The sequence below is a fragment of the Hymenobacter volaticus genome, from assembly GCF_022921055.1.
GTDB lineage: Bacteria > Bacteroidota > Bacteroidia > Cytophagales > Hymenobacteraceae > Hymenobacter > Hymenobacter volaticus.
Genome location: NZ_CP095062.1, coordinates 60,491 through 78,586, shown reverse-complemented (window position 1 = coordinate 78,586; position 18,096 = coordinate 60,491). Strand labels below are relative to the sequence as shown.

At 51.1% G+C, this 18,096-nt stretch carries 15 protein-coding genes and 1 pseudogene; 8 read left to right on the top strand and 8 right to left on the bottom strand.

Annotated elements, in window-relative coordinates:
• Positions 1–461: 461 nt before the first annotated feature.
• Positions 462–1,238: an SGNH/GDSL hydrolase family protein gene (locus MUN86_RS23545; protein ID WP_245126142.1), complete on the bottom strand. Its 777-nt coding sequence runs from the start codon at positions 1,236–1,238 to the stop codon at positions 462–464.
• Between the two features lie 287 nt (positions 1,239–1,525).
• Between MUN86_RS23545 and MUN86_RS23540 the strand changes: the two genes are divergently transcribed.
• The 6 genes from MUN86_RS23540 (at position 1,526) to MUN86_RS32505 (ending at position 5,947) form a co-directional block, all read left to right on the top strand.
• On the top strand, positions 1,526–1,891 hold the full coding sequence (locus tag MUN86_RS23540; protein WP_245126140.1) for a hypothetical protein: 366 nt from the start codon (positions 1,526–1,528) through the stop codon (positions 1,889–1,891).
• Entirely contained in the window at positions 1,888–2,508 is a 621-nt protein-coding gene (locus MUN86_RS23535) for a hypothetical protein (protein ID WP_245126138.1), read from the top strand. The genes MUN86_RS23540 and MUN86_RS23535 overlap by 4 nt, the downstream gene beginning before the upstream one ends.
• Entirely contained in the window at positions 2,463–3,548 is a 1,086-nt protein-coding gene (locus tag MUN86_RS23530; RefSeq protein ID WP_245126136.1) for an amidohydrolase family protein, read from the top strand. The genes MUN86_RS23535 and MUN86_RS23530 overlap by 46 nt, the downstream gene beginning before the upstream one ends.
• Positions 3,549–3,559: 11 nt before the next feature.
• Positions 3,560–4,576, top strand: coding sequence for an amidohydrolase family protein (locus MUN86_RS23525; protein ID WP_245126134.1), 1,017 nt, complete (start codon positions 3,560–3,562; stop codon positions 4,574–4,576).
• Positions 4,577–4,646: 70 nt separating this feature from the next.
• On the top strand, positions 4,647–5,726 hold the full coding sequence (locus MUN86_RS23520) for an amidohydrolase family protein (RefSeq protein WP_245126132.1): 1,080 nt from the start codon (positions 4,647–4,649) through the stop codon (positions 5,724–5,726).
• 11 nt (positions 5,727–5,737) lie between these two features.
• Positions 5,738–5,947, top strand: a complete 210-nt coding sequence (locus tag MUN86_RS32505) for a hypothetical protein (RefSeq protein WP_375379513.1) — start codon at positions 5,738–5,740, stop codon at positions 5,945–5,947.
• Positions 5,948–6,034: 87 nt separating this feature from the next.
• Here MUN86_RS32505 and MUN86_RS23510 read toward each other — a convergent pair.
• The 5 genes and pseudogenes from MUN86_RS23510 to MUN86_RS23490 form a co-directional block, all read right to left on the bottom strand.
• Positions 6,035–6,948 (bottom strand): annotated as a pseudogene (locus MUN86_RS23510) (YitT family protein).
• 318 nt (positions 6,949–7,266) lie between these two features.
• Positions 7,267–7,893 carry a TetR/AcrR family transcriptional regulator gene (locus MUN86_RS23505; protein ID WP_245126130.1) on the bottom strand — a complete coding sequence of 209 codons (627 nt, stop codon included), beginning with the start codon at positions 7,891–7,893 and terminating at the stop codon, positions 7,267–7,269.
• A gap of 211 nt (positions 7,894–8,104) precedes the next feature.
• Complete coding sequence (locus tag MUN86_RS23500; protein WP_245126128.1) at positions 8,105–8,770, bottom strand: response regulator; 666 nt, start codon at positions 8,768–8,770, stop codon at positions 8,105–8,107.
• A gap of 136 nt (positions 8,771–8,906) precedes the next feature.
• A complete protein-coding gene (locus MUN86_RS23495; RefSeq protein ID WP_245126126.1) occupies positions 8,907–9,527 on the bottom strand; it encodes a sensor histidine kinase in 621 nt (206 codons plus the stop codon).
• Entirely contained in the window at positions 9,521–11,473 is a 1,953-nt protein-coding gene (locus MUN86_RS23490) for a PAS domain-containing protein (RefSeq protein ID WP_245126124.1), read from the bottom strand. The genes MUN86_RS23495 and MUN86_RS23490 overlap by 7 nt, the downstream gene beginning before the upstream one ends.
• Before the next feature lie 630 nt (positions 11,474–12,103).
• Here MUN86_RS23490 and MUN86_RS31365 point away from each other — a divergent pair.
• Positions 12,104–13,774 (top strand): OmpA family protein, encoded by a 1,671-nt coding sequence (locus MUN86_RS31365; protein ID WP_280640658.1) that lies wholly within the window; start codon positions 12,104–12,106, stop codon positions 13,772–13,774.
• Between the two features lie 149 nt (positions 13,775–13,923).
• Here MUN86_RS31365 and MUN86_RS23475 read toward each other — a convergent pair whose 3' ends face one another.
• Positions 13,924–14,802: a helix-turn-helix transcriptional regulator gene (locus tag MUN86_RS23475; RefSeq protein WP_245126122.1), complete on the bottom strand. Its 879-nt coding sequence runs from the start codon at positions 14,800–14,802 to the stop codon at positions 13,924–13,926.
• A 230-nt stretch (positions 14,803–15,032) separates the two neighbouring features.
• Between MUN86_RS23475 and MUN86_RS23470 the strand changes: the two genes are divergently transcribed.
• Positions 15,033–15,467: a DUF983 domain-containing protein gene (locus MUN86_RS23470; RefSeq protein WP_311182228.1), complete on the top strand. Its 435-nt coding sequence runs from the start codon at positions 15,033–15,035 to the stop codon at positions 15,465–15,467.
• 394 nt (positions 15,468–15,861) lie between these two features.
• On the opposite strand, the gene MUN86_RS23465 is transcribed toward MUN86_RS23470, so the two are convergent.
• On the bottom strand, positions 15,862–17,514 hold the full coding sequence (locus MUN86_RS23465) for a CotH family protein (protein WP_245126120.1): 1,653 nt from the start codon (positions 17,512–17,514) through the stop codon (positions 15,862–15,864).
• Between the last annotated feature and the right edge of the window lie 582 nt (positions 17,515–18,096).

The window sequence follows — 18,096 nt, the reverse complement described above, 5'->3', positions numbered from 1 at the left end:
GAGCGTATGACTACAAGTGTAAGTAAAATGGCCCTAATCACAAAGGTATCTTTTCATAAATCGTATACTTATTTTCTTAGCACACCCCAAAAATTAAGGTCATTATACAAAAGTTGCCTACTGGTTTTGGCCTAGTTACACCGCCCGTATTGATACAGGACAACCCCCATTAAATTTTGCATCCTACTAGGGTCTAGCCTTACTTATGTGAGGTGTGTACTTAGCATATATTATGGATGAGAGCATGGTCTATGTACTTTGCTGCTTGCTTAGTAGAGAAACTAGCATTGAGCGTTTGATTCCGATTTGATGCGAAGAGCTTGAATTGCTTCTTACCCTGTTACACCCTTCTAGCTGGCATTTTCTCTCTTTTAGCAGCCTATTTATAATGCACAAGAAAGCCTGACGAATCTTGCTCGTCAGGCCGTTCTACATTCTTCGCAAGTGTAGCTACTTAGACCTTAGCTCTTGATGGTGTCCAGCCATGCCTTAGCCATTAGCTGGCAACCTGCTACACTGGGGTGCACACCATCGCCAGTCCAGTAGACACCAGGCGCTTGCTTCTGGGCTTGGTCGAATACGCTCTGGTAAGGAATCAATGTGGCGTTGAATTGAGCGGCAATACTGCGAGCTGCGGCTTGGTACTCCTTGAAAGCTGGATACCACGTCTGATCGACGGCGCTCGTACCTTCGACGGCAAATGGCTCTCCGATGATGAGCTTAACCTGTGGCAGCTGTTGCCGAGTACGGTTCAGAAGTGCGGTGTAGTCGTCGGTGTAGGTTTTGATAGTGCCTTGGTAGCCGTGTTTGAGTTTGTGCCAAAAATCGTTGACGCCCACCAACAAGCTCAGCACCGTTGGCTTCAGCTCCAGGCAATCGGCATCCCAACGCTCGGCCAGTTGGTAGACCTTGTTACCACTGATACCGCGGTTATAGATTTTTAGGTTTTTGCCAGGATTTCGAGCCAGCAATTCTGCGGCGGCCAGATAGACATAACCATTGCCCAAAGTGCCCGGGGTATTGGGCTCATTAGCGTCCTTGCTTTCTTTTTTGCGACCAGCATCCGTGATGGAGTCGCCTTGGAATAAGATAACGTCGTTGGTAGCCAGAGAAACTTTGGGAGCTTTTGAGTTGGCCTCGGCGCCTAATAGCAACTCTGGGGCACTTAAAGCAACGACACTACCGAGTGAGGCTTTTTTCAAAAAACTCCGGCGGGCAGAAGCAGATGATTGTGACATGGTGGAAATAGTCGGGCTGAAGAACAAGGAAACGAAGTTGGCAGGAAGCTACGCCAAAAAATGATCCGGCGCTCAGCCAGTCGCTGATTACAATTGACAAAGAACCGCAACGCCTGAGGGGTAACAGCAAAAGTGTTCAGCCTTAGCAGTGGCTCTTTCCGTGCTGTTTGCCGCTTTTATATGCACAGAGGCTAACTTTCTGTAGTCCAACTCAAACCTTATTTTCTACATTTGAAATAGTGCCTACTCGGCGGTAGGCCACGCATGTTCTATTTAATACAACCTGAATGCAAACTTCTATTCCTCGATTAGGGCTGGCGGGCGGGCTGCTACTGGGTGGCTTTGCGGCCCACGCGCAGCCAACTACCTACCCACGCAACGGCGTGTATGACCAGCGACCAAGCCTGTACGCTTTCACCCACGCTACCATTTTCACGGACTACAAAACCAAGCTCACCGATGCCACTTTGCTGATTAAGGACGGCAAAGTGGCGGCCGTAGGAACCAACGTGAAAATTCCGGCCGGTGCCGTGGTGCAGGACTTGAAAGGCAAATACATCTATCCGGGCTTTGTCGACTTGGCGAGCGGTTACGGCTTGCCAGAATCGAAGCCTTTGGAGCGCACCGGCCGCCGCCCCCACCGCAGTTCGTGACCAACAAAGTCGGGGCGTACGACTGGAACCAGGCGGTGCACCCAGAAACCAACGCTGCCAACGACTTCAAACTCAACGACGAGCAGGCCGATGTGTACCGGAAGTTAGGCTTCGGGGCAGTACTCACCCAGCAGCCCGACGGCATTGCGCGCGGCACGGCCGCCCTCGTGACCTTGGCTACGGCCGGCCACCGCGAAAACGAGGTAATACTAACCGAGCGGGCCGCCGCAGGCTTTTCCTTCGATAAAGGCTCCAGCACCCAGAACTATCCTGGTTCCCTGATGGGCAGCATCGCGTTGCTACGCCAAACCTACCTGGATGCCGACTGGTATAAACGCAATCCGGGTAAAGAGCAAAACCTGTCGTTGCAGGCGTGGCAGGACCAGCGCAACCTGCCCCAGATTTTCGAGGTAGCCAACAAGCTCAATGCCCTGCGGGCTGACAAGTTAGGCGACGAGTTCAAAACCCAGTACATCATCAAGGGCCGCGGCGACGAATACCAGCGCATTGCCGACATCAAAGCCACCGGCGCCTCGTTTGTGATAAGCCTCAACTACCCGACGCTTACAACGTGGACGACGTGTACGATGCCTCACGCATTTCGCTGGAGGAATTGAAGCATTGGGAAATGGCGCCCGCCAATGCGGCTATGCTAGCCAAGGCCGGAGTGCCATTTGCGTTGTCGGCCGCCGACTTGAAAGACAAAAAGAAGTTTCTGCCCAACGTGCGCAAAGCCATTCAGTATGGGCTGAGTGAAGAACAGGCTTTGCGTGCCCTCACGGCCACTCCCGCCGAGTTTATAAAAGCGCAAGACAAAGTGGGCAGCCTAAAGCCGGGCCTGACGGCTAACTTCCTAGTGTGCTCCAGCAGCCTCTTCGCCGACGATAACGTCCTGCTCGACAATTGGGTGCAGGGCGAGCGATATCAACTCAGCAATGTGCCCGCCGACTACCGCGGTGTGTACACCTTGCAAGTAGGCACCCAGCCTGCCGTGCAAATGCTGGTGGCGGGCAAGCCCGAAGCCCCCGAACTGAAAATAGCAGTTGCCCCCAAAGACACCGTTCGCGGCGCTATATCGGTGCAAGGCGAACTAGCTACCATTGTCTACAATCCCACGCCCAAAGACAAAACCACTACTGTCCGCTTGAGCGGTTACTATACGCCTACTTCCCGCGTGTTCCAGGGGGATGGCCAACTGCCCGACGCTTCCCGCGTGAAATGGACAGCCCGCCGCCAAGAAGTAGCCAGCCAAGTGGCTAAGCGCGACTCTGCTAAAGCGCCCGCACCGATACAATTAGGCTCGATACTATATCCGTTTGCAGCCTACGGGCGCATTGCGGTACCACCACAGGAAACGGTGCTCATCAAGAATGCCACTGTATGGACCAGCGAAGCAGCCGGCAAACTCGAAAATACCGATGTGCTGCTAGTAAACGGCAAAATCTCGAAAGTAGGCAAGAGCCTCGCGGCCAAAGATGCCCGCGTGGTTGACGGCACGGGCAAGCACCTCACCCCCGGTATCATCGACGAACACTCGCACCTAGCTATTGTTGGGGGTGTGAATGAGGGCACGCAGGCTGTGACATCGGAGGTACGCATCGGCGACGTACTCGACCCAGAGGATGTAGATCTGTACCGCGACCTAGCGGGGGCGTAACGGCGGCCCAGTTGCTGCACGGCTCGGCCAACCCCATCGGGGGCCAGTCGCAGTTGATTAAGCTGCGTTGGGGCGCCGCGGCCGAAGACTTGAAGGTGGCCGGTGCTGATCCGTTCATCAAGTTTGCACTCGGCGAAAACGTGAAGCAGTCCAACGCCGGCGAAGCCAACGTGTTGCGTTTTCCGCAGTCGCGCATGGGCGTGGAACAGGTGTTTGTAGATGCCTTCACACGAGCCAGAGAGTACGAAAAAGAGTGGGCTGCCTACAACAAGCTCGGCAAAGGCCAGCAAAAGAAAACGGAAGCTCCGCGGCGAGACTTAGAGCTGGACGCACTGGTGGAAATCCTGAACAACAAGCGCTTTATCACCTGCCACAGCTACGTGCAAAGTGAAATCAACATGCTGCTGAGCGTGGCCGACCGCTTAGGCTTCAAGGTGAACACCTTCACGCACATTCTGGAGGGCTACAAAGTGGCCGATAAGATGAAAGCGCACGGCGCGGCTGCCAGCACCTTCGCCGACTGGTGGGGCTACAAAAACGAGGTGCGCGACGCTATTCCGTACAACGCCGCCATCATGCACGACGCCGGCCTGACGGTAGCCATCAACTCCGATGACGCCGAAATGAGCCGCCGTCTCAACCAAGAAGCCGCCAAAACCGTGAAGTACGGCGGGTTGTCGGAAGAGGAAGCGTTGAAGCTCGTGACTATCAACCCCGCCAAGATGCTGCACGTGGATAAGCAGATGGGCAGCATCAAGGAAGGCAAGGACGCCGACGTGGTACTGTGGAGCGCGCACCCGCTGAGCATTTACGCCCACGCCGAGCGCACTTTCGTGGATGGTCGTCAATTCTTCGATGTGGAGTCGGACAAGGCGCTGCGCCTGGAAATGGAAAAGGAGCGGCTGCGCATCGTGCAGAAAATGCTGGCCGCCAAAAAAGGGGGTGCGCCTACCCAAACGCCCGTTGCCAAAGCCACCGGCCATTTCCACTGCGACACGGAAGGCGAAGAAAAAGAACTGGATAAGTAGAGAAACAGAGCTGCCCTTCTCAACTGAAAAAGGGCAGCTTGTTCGAACCATCCTCTAACGAGACAGCAACATGAAACATATATTCCTCTCTTTGAGCTTGCTTGCCGCGCTGCCCATGGCGGCGCAAGTGCCGATGCCAGCTCCGGCCCAAAGCAAGCCGATTCTGCTGGTCGGCGGCAACCTTCACGTAGGCAACGGCACTGTAGTGCCCGACGCGGCCGTGGCTTTCGACAAAGGCCGCATCACGTACGCAGGGGCGCAAAATGGCTTTGCGAAACGCGACGGCTACGAAGTGGTGGACGTGAAAGGCCAGGAAATCTACCCCGGCCTGATTCTGCCTAACACCACGTTGGGCCTCACCGAAACCGAATCCATCCGGGCGACGGTGGACGAGCAGGAAGTGGGCATGATGAACCCCAACGTCCGCTCCCTGATTGCCTACAACACCGACTCCGACATCATCCCGACGGTGCGCACCAACGGCGTGCTGATGGCCCAGATTACGCCCCGCGGCGGGATGCTCTCGGGGCAAAGCAGCATCGTGCAACTCGATGCCTGGAACTGGCAAGACGCCGCCGTGCGCGCCGACGACGGGCTGCACCTGAACTGGCCCCTGATGGTGCTCAAGCTGGACCCCGCCGAAGACGAAAAGGCAGTGGAAAGACGCATCCGGGACCGGCAAGCGCAGTTGCGCGAGTTGGAGGTGATGTTTACCGAAGCGGCAGCCTACAAAAACTCGCCGGCTAACCGTCGCGAAAACCTGCGTCTATCCTCTCTTGCTGGTATTTTCGACGGCTCCAAAACCTTGTTTATCCACGCCGACTACGGCAAGGAAATCGTGGAGGCGGTCAGCTTTGCCAAGCGGCTTGGGGTGCAGAAAGTGGTGGTGATTGGCGCGCGCGACGCCTGGATGATGCTCGATTTCCTTAAGCAAAATGACGTAGCCGTAGTGCTTTCCCGCACGCACGCCCTGCCCCGCCGCCCCGGCGACGACTACGACTTACCTTATCGGCTGCCGAGCATGCTACAGCAAGCCGGCATCCGTTATTGCCTGGACTATGAAGGGAGTATGGAAACGGCAGGTTCACGCAACCTGGCCTTTATTGCCGGCACGTCCGCCGGCCACGGCCTCACCCCGAACAGGCCCTAACGGCCGTAACGCTGAGCCCGGCCCGCATCCTCGGCATCGACAAAGACTACGGCAGCCTCGAAGCCGGCAAAAGCGCCACCCTGGTCGTGAGCCGCGGCGACTTGCTGGACATGCGTACCAACAACATCACCCACGCCTACATCGACGGACGCGCGTTCAGCTCAGAAAACAAGCAGGTATACCTAAACCGTAAGTTCAAGAGCAAGTACAACATGCAGTAACGAACAGTGAGCAATACGATTCGGCCCCTACACACCCACTTTGCAGCGGGTATGTAGGGGCCGTTTTGTTGTTTACAGGTAAGCCGCTTAATGTAGAGGCCGTCTTTTCAGCATGCCGCCTACGGCATCATCAACGCTGTGTTGAACTAGGAACGCACGCGGGTCTAGGCGCTTCACTTCTTCGCGCAGGCGAGGGAGTTCCAGTCGGGTAACCACCGTGAAAATGATGTCGATTTCCTCGCGCTGTTCGCCCCGCTTGCCGTAACCGCTCTGGCCTTTGTAAATGGTTACGCCGCGGCCCAGAATTTTGGTAACCACTATCCGAATGTCCTCGCTCCGCTCCGAGATAATAGTGACGCCCGTGTATTGCTCGATGCCGTTGAGAATGAAATCCAGGGTCTTGGAGGCGGCCACGTACGTCAGGATAGAATAGAGAGCCTGGTTGACACCCAGCACGAAGACGGCCACTCCGAAGATGAAGATGTTAAGGATTAGGATGATGTCGCTGACCTTGAGCAGAGGAGTATTGCGGTTAATAAGTAGGGCCAAGATTTCCGTGCCGTCAAGTACGGCCCCGCCGCGCATCGCCAGGCCAATACCTGCCCCAATGAAGACGCCCCGAACACCGCCGTGAGCAGCAAATCATGCGTGATATCAGGATACGGCACTACCACCAAGCAAATGGCCAGTCCCGCAATAGCCAGTGCACTTTTCACGGCGAACCGCAAACCCATTTGCCTGTAGCCAAGCAGCAGAAAAGGCAAGTTAATCAGCAAGATGCCCCACGAGAGCGGCAGTTGCAGACCCGCCGATAGCAGCATGGATATGCCGGTTGCGCCCCCATCGATGAAGTGGCTGGAAAGCAAGAAGCCTTTCAGGCCCGTTCCCGCCGATAAAATACCCGCCAGAATAAAGGCAACATTCTTTACGGCAGTAAGAGTGCGCGTTGTCGGCGGATTGGAAGGCGGGGGTGATACGTGTGTTGCCGAAGCTGATTGCATCTTCTTCAAAAAAAACAGTTGAGGTATCAACATGGCCAATAAGAATGAATGAGCCTCGTGGACTTTTCACAGGCTGACACCATCAAAAGTATATAGTGGATATTGTGCCGAACGCGCGGCGCCTACGTAGTACCTACGTTGTTACCGTGCGCTGGGTAACAAAAAATGGCGTAAACGGCAAGCCAACTCGCTGTGTACTAAGCAGAAATAAATCTAAATAGAAAGCTCAGCAGTACTGGCACCACTCTGGCTTGTGCTAACAAAGCGTCGGTACACGCACTATAGCTGCACGGGTTTCAGGGCAGCTGGAAGCTTATGCTACGCTCCTATCCCGTGTATCATCACGCGGGCCAGCATGCTGATGGCGAAATCCTGCTCGCGAGGGTTATTGGTGTTGTGCACCATTTCCAGCTCCAACCCATTCAAACCACTGAGCATGATGAACACCAGCGCTTCCTGTTCTTGGGAGCTAAGGGCGCGTATTTCGCCGGTTTCCATTCCGAAAGCAAGAATGTCTTTGAGCAGCTTGCTTTCCCGTTGTAGGTAGCGCTGGCGCATGGTGCAGCCAAATTCAGCATTGCTGAACATCTCGCTACAAACCAGGGAGTAAAGCGCCAATTTTTTGCGCAACGCCCGCAATTTGGTGGCGCAGAAAGCTTGAAGCTTTTCTTCGGCCGTGCCAGCTTGTTTTACGGCCAGAGCCACTTCGGTTATCACCTCACTGATTTCACGGTCCATGACGGCCATGAAAATCTCTTCCTTGCTTTTGTAGTAGTAGTAAAGGGTGCTTTTGCCTTTGCCAATGGCTCTAGCCACGTCTTCCAACGTCACATTGTTCAACCCGTGCTGCTGAAATAAATGCTGGGCTGCCCGCATCACATTTTCGCGGATGGCATCCTCTTTAGTTTGAGGACTGATGGGCATCGATAGAGTGGTTCGGGCCATATGCCAGCGAAGGTAACTGATTTTCGACCGAGTTATTCGTGGAGTCGAAGCAACAACGCTCCACTTGCTTGGGCGCTATCAACGCTGCGGCCGTTACTGCAACTTTCCTAAAAACCGGTTGGCGCAAGCTGTGCTTTGCCTTAAAAGAAGTGGAACGACCACCTCAAACAAGCCACCTTACATTACCAACACCGTACGTGCCCTGGCTGCATTACGCCACATCCGACACATTGATCCAGCCTTGGTCCATGGCGTGTTTGATCAGCGCAGCGGTGTTTTTGACGCCGGTCTTCTCGATGATGTTCTGCCGGTGCGTTTCGATAGTGCGCTTACTAGTAAAGAGCTTATCAGCAATGGCTTGGTTGGTGAGGCCGTTGCTGATAAGCTGTAGCACTTCCCGCTCCCGAAACGAGAGGCCGCTGCTCTTCTTAACGCTTGGACTTGGCTCGCTTTCTTCCATTGCCAGCACTTTACGCAGCATCGCCAGTCCTAACTCACTGCACAAAAACTGCTTGCCGGCGGCAACAGTCAAAATACCGGTTACGATTTCCATCTTGTCGGCATTCTTGAGCACATAGCCGTGCGCCCCGGCATCAAGCACTTGCCCGATGCTGCGCTCGTACTCGAGCATGGACAGCATTAGGATGCGCAGGTTAGGAAACCGCTCGCGCAACCGAATGGTAGTAGCCAACCCATCGAGCACGGGCATATTCATATCCAGCAGCACTACATCGGCAGGCGTATCGGGCAACTGATCCAGTAATTCTTGCCCATTGGATGCTTCGCCCACAACCGCCAGATCGGGTTGGGTAGCTAGTACAGCTCGCAGTCCATCTCGCATAAGCGTATGGTCATCAACTAGGAATACCCGAATCATAACAACAGGAACGTAATGAAAGCGGAAGGCTACGAAAACAACTTTGGTTTTGGTAGGCCGGTTCCATCGGCTGGCACCTTTTGCCCGTTGCAGGCGCTTAGCTATCCTTGAACTAACCTGAATTCAGGGAAAGCCATTAATCGGTTTCGAGCGCCGTACGGGGTATTCTGACACTGATTTGCGTGCCATGCTCGGGCGAGGAAAGAATTTCAAGCTCCCCTCCTAGCAGCTTCACTCGGTCACGCAGCGCGTTTAGTCCCATGCCTTGCGAGCGTGCCCGCTTAGGATCAAAGCCTCGCCCATTGTCGTCGGCATGCAGCTCCAGCCAACCATCGCGCTCAACCAAGTGCAAGTGAGCTTGGGTGGCATCGGCATGCTTTACCACGTTGTTGGCTAGCTCTTGGGCCATGCGGTAGAGAGCCAGCTCCAATGACTTGCTGATGGGTGCAAAAGCAGACACTGAACACGACAGGTGCAGCTTCGAACTGTTCAAATCGTGGCAGATACTCTTCAGGGCCGCTTTCAGCCCGAAGCTTTCCAGCGCCGTTGGCATAAGCTGGTGCGAAAGCGTGCGACCCTGCGAAATAGCGTCTGAAAGCAGCGCCATAGCTTTCTTTTTGCCTTCCGTAAAGACAGTAGTAGGCGTGGGCGAAACCAGTTGCTCTAAGTGCAGCTTGGTGGCGTAAAGCAGTTGATTTAGCCCGTTGTGCAAACTTTCGGCAATGCGTCGCCGCTCGCTTTCCTGGGCATCTAGCACGGCATTGGCCAGCTTTTGCTGCTGAGTAAGCTGCAGGTGCAGTATAGCCTCCGTAGCTCGTTTGCTGGCCGTAATGTCTTGCCAATTAACCACCAAGCCATCATTGAGGGCGTGGCCGCTATATAATACCAGGCGTCGGTAGCATCGGTAGGGTAGAACACCTCAAAGTCAACGGACTGCCGCTGTTCCACCACCTGACACAGGCGCTCAAATACGCCTATTTGCTCCATGGCTGGCTCTTCTACCAGTAGGCGTTTGCCTGTCAGGTCTGTGCGCTGCAGCAGCCGATGGGCCGCTTTGTTGGCTAACACCCATTCAAAATCTATTACTTGACCTGTCTCATCACGCACGCTACGAAACACTTCCAAGCTATTGAGCGTCGCCTCGAAAATAGCCTCAAGCAGCTGTTGGCTAGCGGCTTGCTCCTGCTCGTTTCGCTTACGAGTTGTGATGTCGAGGAAGGTCAGAATGATGCCGTCCCCATTCTTAACGGCCGATACATCAAACCACCGGTCTTCGTAATGCTCGCTTGAATAGAACCGATCTGTGCGCAAAGGCACTCCGGTTTCCACCACGCGTACATAGTCGTCGAAAAAGACAGTCCGCACGCCGGGAAAGTACTCCAGTAAGCCATGCCCTAGCAGGCAAGCTTCGCTTTTTTGGTTGAGAAGTTCTGAAGCGTGATTGGCTCCTCTGAAAATCAGATCGATAATCTGGCCGGTTTGTTGGTCGCGCTGAGCTTCCAACAAGCAAATAGCGGCCGGCGAGCCGTCCAGCATGTGCCGTATGGTCTGGGTGGCCTGAAGCAGTTGGTTTTCGGCTTGGTAGCGTTCCGTAATATCTCGCACCTGCCCAATAAGCTTCGCAGCATCCCCCGCCTCGTCGCATACCACATGGCCGAATGATTCAAGCTGGCGCATTTGCCCGTCGGCACGTGAAACCCGGCGTAGGTAATGGTACGGGACTTTGTTGGCAATAGCTTCGTCCAGAATCTGCTGGACTAGTTGCACGTCGTCGGGGTGAGAGCGGGAATTCATAATGTCCAACGTCGGAACAAACGACTGCGGCACCTCCCCGAGCAAGCGAAACATGCCATCGGAAAAGCGAAGACGCATGGCTTTCAACTCAACCTCGTAGCTGCCGGTATGGGCCACTTCTTCGGCAGCCAATAGCAGGTCGCTGGTGGCCCTGAGCTCGACTTCGGCCTGCTTGAGCTCGGTGATGTCGTGCGCAATAGACAGCACCTGCCTCACCTGCCCGTCCTGGCAGTCGGGAATTAAACGCAGGTGAACATGTCGATTCCCCTCGGGCGTAGTGAAAGCAAAGGTGTGATTCGACGGCTGCCCCGTGACAAGCACTTTCTCTAACTCTAAGGTGTACGAGTCACTCATAGCAGTCGAGCCCTCCATTTCACCGAGCGTTTTGCCAAGCAGTTCCGACAGCGGTTGGTTTAGCTGGTCAACCAGGACGGCATTCGCATAGCGCAGGCGTAAGTCTGGCCCCCACGTGGCAATACTGTCGGTTAGATTGTCGGCCAAATCTTGGTACTGGCGTTTCTGGACAACTATTTCGGTGGTGTTCTGCCAATACACCAGCACCTCATGCTCACCCGGTTCGGTGGTCATAGCAATCCATTGCTGGCTGTGTGGCAAGAAAAATGTGCCGGACACCACTTCCTCGGTTGTTACCACCGCATACAAGGCCCGCCGCACATCCTCCGGAAAATCCAGAGGCAGTACTTCCGTTAGAAGCTGGCCCAGCACATGGGAGGCAGAAAGCCCGGTCAAGCGCTGCACCTCCTCGTTGATAAGTGTAACGACGCCCGACCGATTGAGCACCAGCACGCCCCAGGGCATAGTTTGTACCAGCCGGCCGAAAAGCGAGGGGTTGCTTGCCGTGGTAGGCACCTGGAATACACCAGTTCGGTTGGGGAGGGGAGTAGTCATCTGAGTGAGGAAGCTGCCCGTAGAATTGGCAGAAAGACGCCTGATACTTCACCAGGCACGCTTACGATGACTGACTAAATAGCCACATTGGCTACAGAACTATGAAGAAAGTTATTCTTGAGCTTATATACAAGCGCAAGCGTAGCTGAAGGCATTGCCAATGAAGAGCTTACGTAGTTGAATACAGGTTAGATACAATTCAGTTTTATACTTCACAGCAATGTTCTTATGTACTTCAACTTACCTATGCCCGACAGCAATGCCTTGCCTTCGAAGGTTACTATTATCAATTCAGTATGAATAGCTTAAACCGAATAGTATCTTTGTAGTATTACCATCTGATTCCCTTAAGAGTTGAAGCAAAGGCGCTATAAAATGGCTTTCAACTACTTGATTTCAGATACAACTTTAACCTGACCTTTATTTTCTAGCTCTGAATAATTATAAAATAAGCACAGCTACTTGACTTATTTTGGTTTCTAAATTGAGGAGGGTTTAAGTGAGTGCTACTCGACTTAGTTGAACCAGGGAGTTAGTGGAAATAAGTCTATTTCCTTTTATTTATCTAGTTATTGCAATACAGGGTGCTTGGCATTTGCCCGCGAACTGGTCGTACGTTGTTCACTTTCAATGAGATACTTTTTACTTACGTTCCGTCAGCTGCTTTTGCCCCTAGCTTTATTTGCTAGCCAATCCGCTGTTCAGGCTCAGACAGCCGAGCGTCGCACCGGCCTAGGACTGACTTTTAGCGCCTTGCAATATGAAGGTGACTTTGGCTCCAACTATTGGAAGTTCGATGCCAACGAATACGCGCCCGGTCTGGCAATCAACCAGTATCTGACCCGCGGCTTGGATCTGCATACGCAAGCTATTTACGGTCAGCTAAAGGGTCGCCAAAACGCTACCACGTTCTTCAATACAACCGTAGTCAACGTGAATGTGGGTTTCAAATTCAAGCTCAATAACGGTTGGGCATTGAAAGAAGAAGCGCTGATTCAGCCTTACTTGCTAGCTGCTCCTGGCTGGACGTACGCCAGCCGAACCGGCCAGACCGATGGTACCCGCATCGATGAAGACAAAAGCTACTTCGACCTGCAGGCGGGTGCTGGCATTAATTTGCGCTTAGGAAGAAGCGTTGGTTTTTTCGTGCAAAGCAGTCAGCATTTGCCTTTGCAAGCGAATTTAGACGGCTCCACTGAAACAAACACCCCGCGCTGGTCCGACCGCTTTCTTCAGCACACGGTAGGAATAACAATCAACTTAGGCCAGGGCCCAGACACCGATGAAGACGGCGTGCCCGATCGGCTAGATCATTGCCCATCTACCGCCAGCAACATAGATGTCGATGAACACGGCTGTGCATTCGACGATGACCAGGACGGCGTTCCGAATTATATGGATCAGTGCCCAGGACAAACTGGCACGGCCGAGTTGCACGGTTGCCCCGACACCGATAATGATGGTGTCGATAACAGCGACGACGCCTGCCCCGACAAAGCAGGTAAGCCGGAGTTGCATGGCTGCCCCGATACCGACAACGACGGCATTGCCGATCAGGACGACACTTGCCCTGATACGCCTGAAGGCTCAACCGTTAATGCCAGTGGCTGTCCATTGGCTCCGCCACCCCCCGCGCCCGCTGCCACTAGCCCCACCGATACCGATGGTGATGGAGTGCTAAACGCCGATGACCGTTGCCCCGACCGCGCTGGACCAGCCGCCAACCGCGGCTGCCCAGAAATCAAAGCCGAGAGCCGTCAGCGACTAGTTGAAGCAACTCGATCAATTGGCTTCGAGCGCAATCAAGCCACGTTGCTGCCTTCTTCTTATCCTACTTTGGATGCGCTTGCCGAACTATTAAAAGAATATCCCGACTACTCGCTGAGCATTGCCGGCCACACCGATAGTCAGGGGCCAGCGGCTTTCAACTTGCGCCTATCCCGCGAACGGGCTGCTGCTGCTCGTCGGTACCTGCTCGACCGTGGCTTGCCCGAATCCCGTGTTGAGTGGCTGGGGTATGGCATCAGCCATCCGCTAGCGACTAATGCAACCGAGGAAGGCCGCGCTCAGAACCGCCGCGTGGAATTCGACATGTTCTTAACTGGCGACCCTAATGCCGCTCAAGTGAAATATGGCCCCGAACCAACTGTTCCCAAGACTTCTGCACCAACAAAGAAGAAAGTCGTTAAAAAGAAGGTGAAGTCGAAAGCTTCTCTCCGAAAGAAGGTAACCTCTACTCGAGCGAGGAAAGGTTCTAAAACCCTACGCCGCACTCAGCCAAGCGCTACAAGAAAGCGTTAAGCTGAAACTCCCCTAAACACACGAGCCGCGACAGTAAGATGTCGTGGCTCTTGTGTTTAGGGGAGTCTTTATAAGCAAGTAGAGCAGTTGTTTAATTACAGCTTTGTATCCCAATACTTGGTTGGCCTGATAAGCCTATCCGTCCTACCTCAACCCGGCGCTTGCTGCTGCTGGCGGAATGGTTCAGGAGTTTGTCCTACATACTTCTTGAAGTAGCGCGTGAAGTAAGAAGCATCCTCGAAACCGAGTTGGTCGGCAATCTGGCTCACCGATTGGGAGGAATGGGCCAACAATCGTTGGGCCTCAGTTATCAATCGTTCATGAATCAGGTCGCTAGCTGTTTGGTTGACTATGCGTCGACAGAGCGCATTGAGGTGATTCGCTGTCAGCGCTAGACGGTCAGCGTAGTAGCGTACACTTTTCTCACTGCGAAAATGGGCGTCTAGCAACCGGCTGAAGGCTCGCACCTGTTGGAGACCATGCGAGGGCACGGGGGGTGCTTGTTCCAGTGAGTATGCGCGTGCTGCTAGCTCAAGCAGCAAATACAGATAAGCGCCCACCACCTCGTCGTGATTGGTAGCGGCCATTGTTTTCTCCTCGAGCATACGCGCTAACAGCTCTCGCAAGCTTGTTTCTGTAGCCGGCAGGTATAGTACAGGCGAGTGTGCAAGATTGAAAAAAGGGTAAGAGTTCAGGCGGTCAGCAGGGTATTGGCGCAGGTAGAAAGTCGCGCTAAAAAAGACGATATACCCTTGCGCATCGGTTGAGAGAGTCCAACTATGTGCCTGTCCAGGTACTAAAAAGTAAAGTCCACCCGCACGCAGATCGTATGTAACCAGATCGATAGTGTGCGTACCCCGACCCTGCGTGACATACAGCAGTAGGTAGAAGCTATGCGCATGGGGCAAGCTCACCATCGGGAAACGAGTTAAGTGCTCTTCCAGTCGTTCAATATAAAAGTGATGATCCGGACGGCGGTCATCGGAAAATTGGTTGAGGGCCAGAACTGGTAGCGACTTATTTCTCATGATCAGGTTTGCCACAGATAAGCCAAACGGCGGGTAGCAACGTACAAAAAATAGAGCGTCCAAAATGCCGAGACATGTACCATTGCATCTGCATCGCAGAATTAGGAAAAGCTTTGTGATCAATCGACGCTAACTGAAATCGTTGATTTGTACCGTGTATGCCCGGTTTTATGTCTGACTTAGCCTTCTAGCATAATCTACCTTTGTCAGGTACTTACTGCACTCCACTTATGCAACCTATTGATTCTTCAGCCCTTGCACTTTTGGGTTTACGGTGTCCCCGTTGCCACCAAGGCCATTTGTTTTCTCACCCTGCTTATGCCTTAACTAAATATGCTATAATGCCGGAAAGGTGTCCTGTTTGCCAAGTAGCATACGAGCCGGAGCCCGGATTTTACTGGGGCGCTATGTTCGTGAGCTATGCCTTCTCCATCGGCTGCTTTGCAGTAGGAGGTGTACTAGCCTATTACTTACTTAATGATCCTGCCGTTTGGGTGTATGTGCTGCTAGTTACCAGTTTAGTGTTAGTCACAGCTCCAGCCACCTTGCGTTACTCCCGTGCCATTATGCTTTATCTATTTGGCGGTATTTCCTATGATACTCGCTACAGACATAGAGCAGCCACTCACCCTCATGAAATACCAGCTACTAGTAGCAGAAGTTAAGAAAGCAGCACGAGACGTAGTGCTGAAAAGCCTAGTTAAATACAGAACTTGAGGTAATATCATCCGCTCAACCAGCGGCGGCGGCTTACACAACGCCTAATATCTTACCAATGAAGCAAAGGCAAGCACAGAACTGTAATGCAATTAAAGTAGAGAATACGCTGGCAATATATAACTGACCTTGTGCATGATTAGACCACATTCAAAAGGCACTAAAATTTATCATACTTAACCAGATATCAGCTAAACAGTAAATCAGGGTAACAAGGAGTAGGTGTCACTCCTTGTTACCCTGATTTACTGTTTAGCTGATATCTACAGTTATGGGCTTAGGTTACGCGATTAAAATTAAGCAACAAACATTCAATGCTAATTCCAACAAGCGCTTATTCAGCTAGTTAACTATCAACTTTTGGGTTTGAATTGCTTTGCTGCTTTTCACGGTCACTATGTAAATACCTTTAGCTATGAGGCTAAGATCAACTTTATTGGTGCTGCCCTTCAGACTAGTTTTAAGGACCGTTTTTCCTCGCATATCCTGGATACTGAACTCAAACGGCAATGGGTCCGACTCAATGGTTAGAAAATCACTTGTTGGATTTGGATACAGCTTAAGCCCAACTTCCTGCCTGGCCAATCGGGCATTAAGCGGAGTGCATTGCTGATTGAATGCTACATCTAGATACCCTATTCTGTTTCTAACCCAGCCCCTTACGTAAGATAAGTAACTTGCATTAGCGGTATAACTACTCCAAGCAGTGTGCTCTCGTTTATAAACATTATTATGGGTAAGATATTCATGGTTCACCTCAAATTTAGCTAGAATATTATCTTCAGTAATAACACTTGATCTTAGCTCAGCCCAACGTTGAACAAGTTTTGCGCGGAAGCCACCAGGGGAACAGTCGTTAATTAAACGATCATAGAAGCCGTTGGAAAGAATATCATCAGTAATATTTACAATATTTCCTTCCCAATTATTACCAAATACACTGTCTAAGTCCCAAGGCACATAGAAATATGGATCTCCAGTTTTATATTTAGCTATGTAAATATTTTTACCCATATTATCTAACGCACGTGTAAAATTTAAAAATATGTAATAATCAACCGCATTATCAATATCAAATTTTTGTTTATAATTATCATAAAAATCTTTGTTACTACTATTTTCTACAAAGCCAACGAAGTTGTATAAATTAGACCAATTCACCTCTTCCTCAGGATGCTTATATTCAAATCCTCCCCAAGTTGAACTAGCATTAGAAAAAGGAGGCAAGCTAGTAAAGGTAGAAGCACCGCCCCAATCATACCCTTTATATAATTCCCCTTTAATGCCGTTGTTGTATTTCTTGAGTTTTAGCTGCTTGCGATCTACTCGTTCGCCAAGTGCATAAAGCCCCTTATACTCGTCGTTAACAAAGAGCTCCACATAGGCCATATCTATACCATTCTTAGCGGTTGGCTCTAATGCCTTATAATAAATTTCATGAATATCCTGCCACAACTCGTTGGCTACCTTACTGTTCATGCGTAAAGGTTCGTTGTACATGGCTTGTAGATTCCACTTATTATCCTCCCGCATACCCAACAGCCTTATATCCCGATCAATGGTGCCTACTGTGTCATTCCAGAAGCTCAATTCATAAGATTTTTTTGGAAAGGTTTGTGAATAGGCGCCCCTAGTTTGAATTCCTAAATTAGATTGCGTTATTAACCCAGTATCTTCCACCATTGTGAAACGCGCATACACATTTGGTGTATCTTCTATCGCTCTACTGGTATTAATATGTATAATTGGAAGCTGTGTAAAATATAGAGTATACACTGAGCCTGCCAATGAAACTTTATAGGAAGAATCAGTAGATATTTCACGAATTGACTGATCAAACTCGTACGTACGATCTAAAGAAATATGACTTTTAGGATTTGTGTTTCTAACACTAAGAGAGTTAGCAGATTGATTGACAACAATAATACTTTTTTCACGATCTATGTGATAAAAATTTGGAGATATACTCAATGTATCTCCTATTGCTATTTGCATTTCGAATAGCAACAACAAGATTATTGAGCTTATTATTTTGCAAATTAATTTTCTCCGCATATATTTCTTCTGATGTTTATATTTTTTTAAATACAAATTAAATAAGATTAAATCTTACTCATTTTGTTAAATGAAATTTTCAATCTCTAACCCTAGTATCTTATCTTATGTTTCTTCTGAAAAGAAACTGTCAATTGGTTACGAAGGTAGAAGGCGCTATAGCCTAGGGTGTAAGGTGCTAGTGTGAATGCTACTCTTTACAGTTATTTTACTAACGAACCTCGTATTTCAGGTCGTTACATAGCAATGAAATTGAATATTAAAGTGGTAGACTCTTCATTATGCAGAATTAGCTCTCCGACGGCTAAAATGTATATTATATATAATTAGAAAATTTGTATAACAAGAAGAGCCCGCTGCCTTAAAAATGGTTGCATTCTGTTTACACTAAAATATCCCTGATTTAGTTACAATTGGGACTCGCTGGTAAGCGATAAAACCTTATTTAGGATTATAGGCTTATGCTATAAAGCCAGGGCACTATAGGATATATTATATAAGACGATGCGAATTAAGAGCCAA

What these genes read in the sequence shown, in the direction of transcription:
- MUN86_RS23545 (WP_245126142.1), bottom strand. Translation starts at nt 1,238, where the DNA reads ATGTCACAATCATCTGCTTCTGCCCGCCGGAGTTTTTTGAAAAAAGCC.
- MUN86_RS23505 (WP_245126130.1), bottom strand. Translation starts at nt 7,893, where the DNA reads ATGGCCCGAACCACTCTATCGATGCCCATCAGTCCTCAAACTAAAGAG.
- MUN86_RS23470 (WP_311182228.1), top strand. Translation starts at nt 15,033, where the DNA reads ATGCAACCTATTGATTCTTCAGCCCTTGCACTTTTGGGTTTACGGTGT.
- MUN86_RS23465 (WP_245126120.1), bottom strand. Translation starts at nt 17,514, where the DNA reads ATGCAAATAGCAATAGGAGATACATTGAGTATATCTCCAAATTTTTAT.
- MUN86_RS23475 (WP_245126122.1), bottom strand. Translation starts at nt 14,802, where the DNA reads ATGAGAAATAAGTCGCTACCAGTTCTGGCCCTCAACCAATTTTCCGAT.
- MUN86_RS23540 (WP_245126140.1), top strand. Translation starts at nt 1,526, where the DNA reads ATGCAAACTTCTATTCCTCGATTAGGGCTGGCGGGCGGGCTGCTACTG.
- MUN86_RS23500 (WP_245126128.1), bottom strand. Translation starts at nt 8,770, where the DNA reads ATGATTCGGGTATTCCTAGTTGATGACCATACGCTTATGCGAGATGGA.
- MUN86_RS23520 (WP_245126132.1), top strand. Translation starts at nt 4,647, where the DNA reads ATGAAACATATATTCCTCTCTTTGAGCTTGCTTGCCGCGCTGCCCATG.
- MUN86_RS23490 (WP_245126124.1), bottom strand. Translation starts at nt 11,473, where the DNA reads ATGACTACTCCCCTCCCCAACCGAACTGGTGTATTCCAGGTGCCTACC.
- MUN86_RS31365 (WP_280640658.1), top strand. Translation starts at nt 12,104, where the DNA reads ATGAGATACTTTTTACTTACGTTCCGTCAGCTGCTTTTGCCCCTAGCT.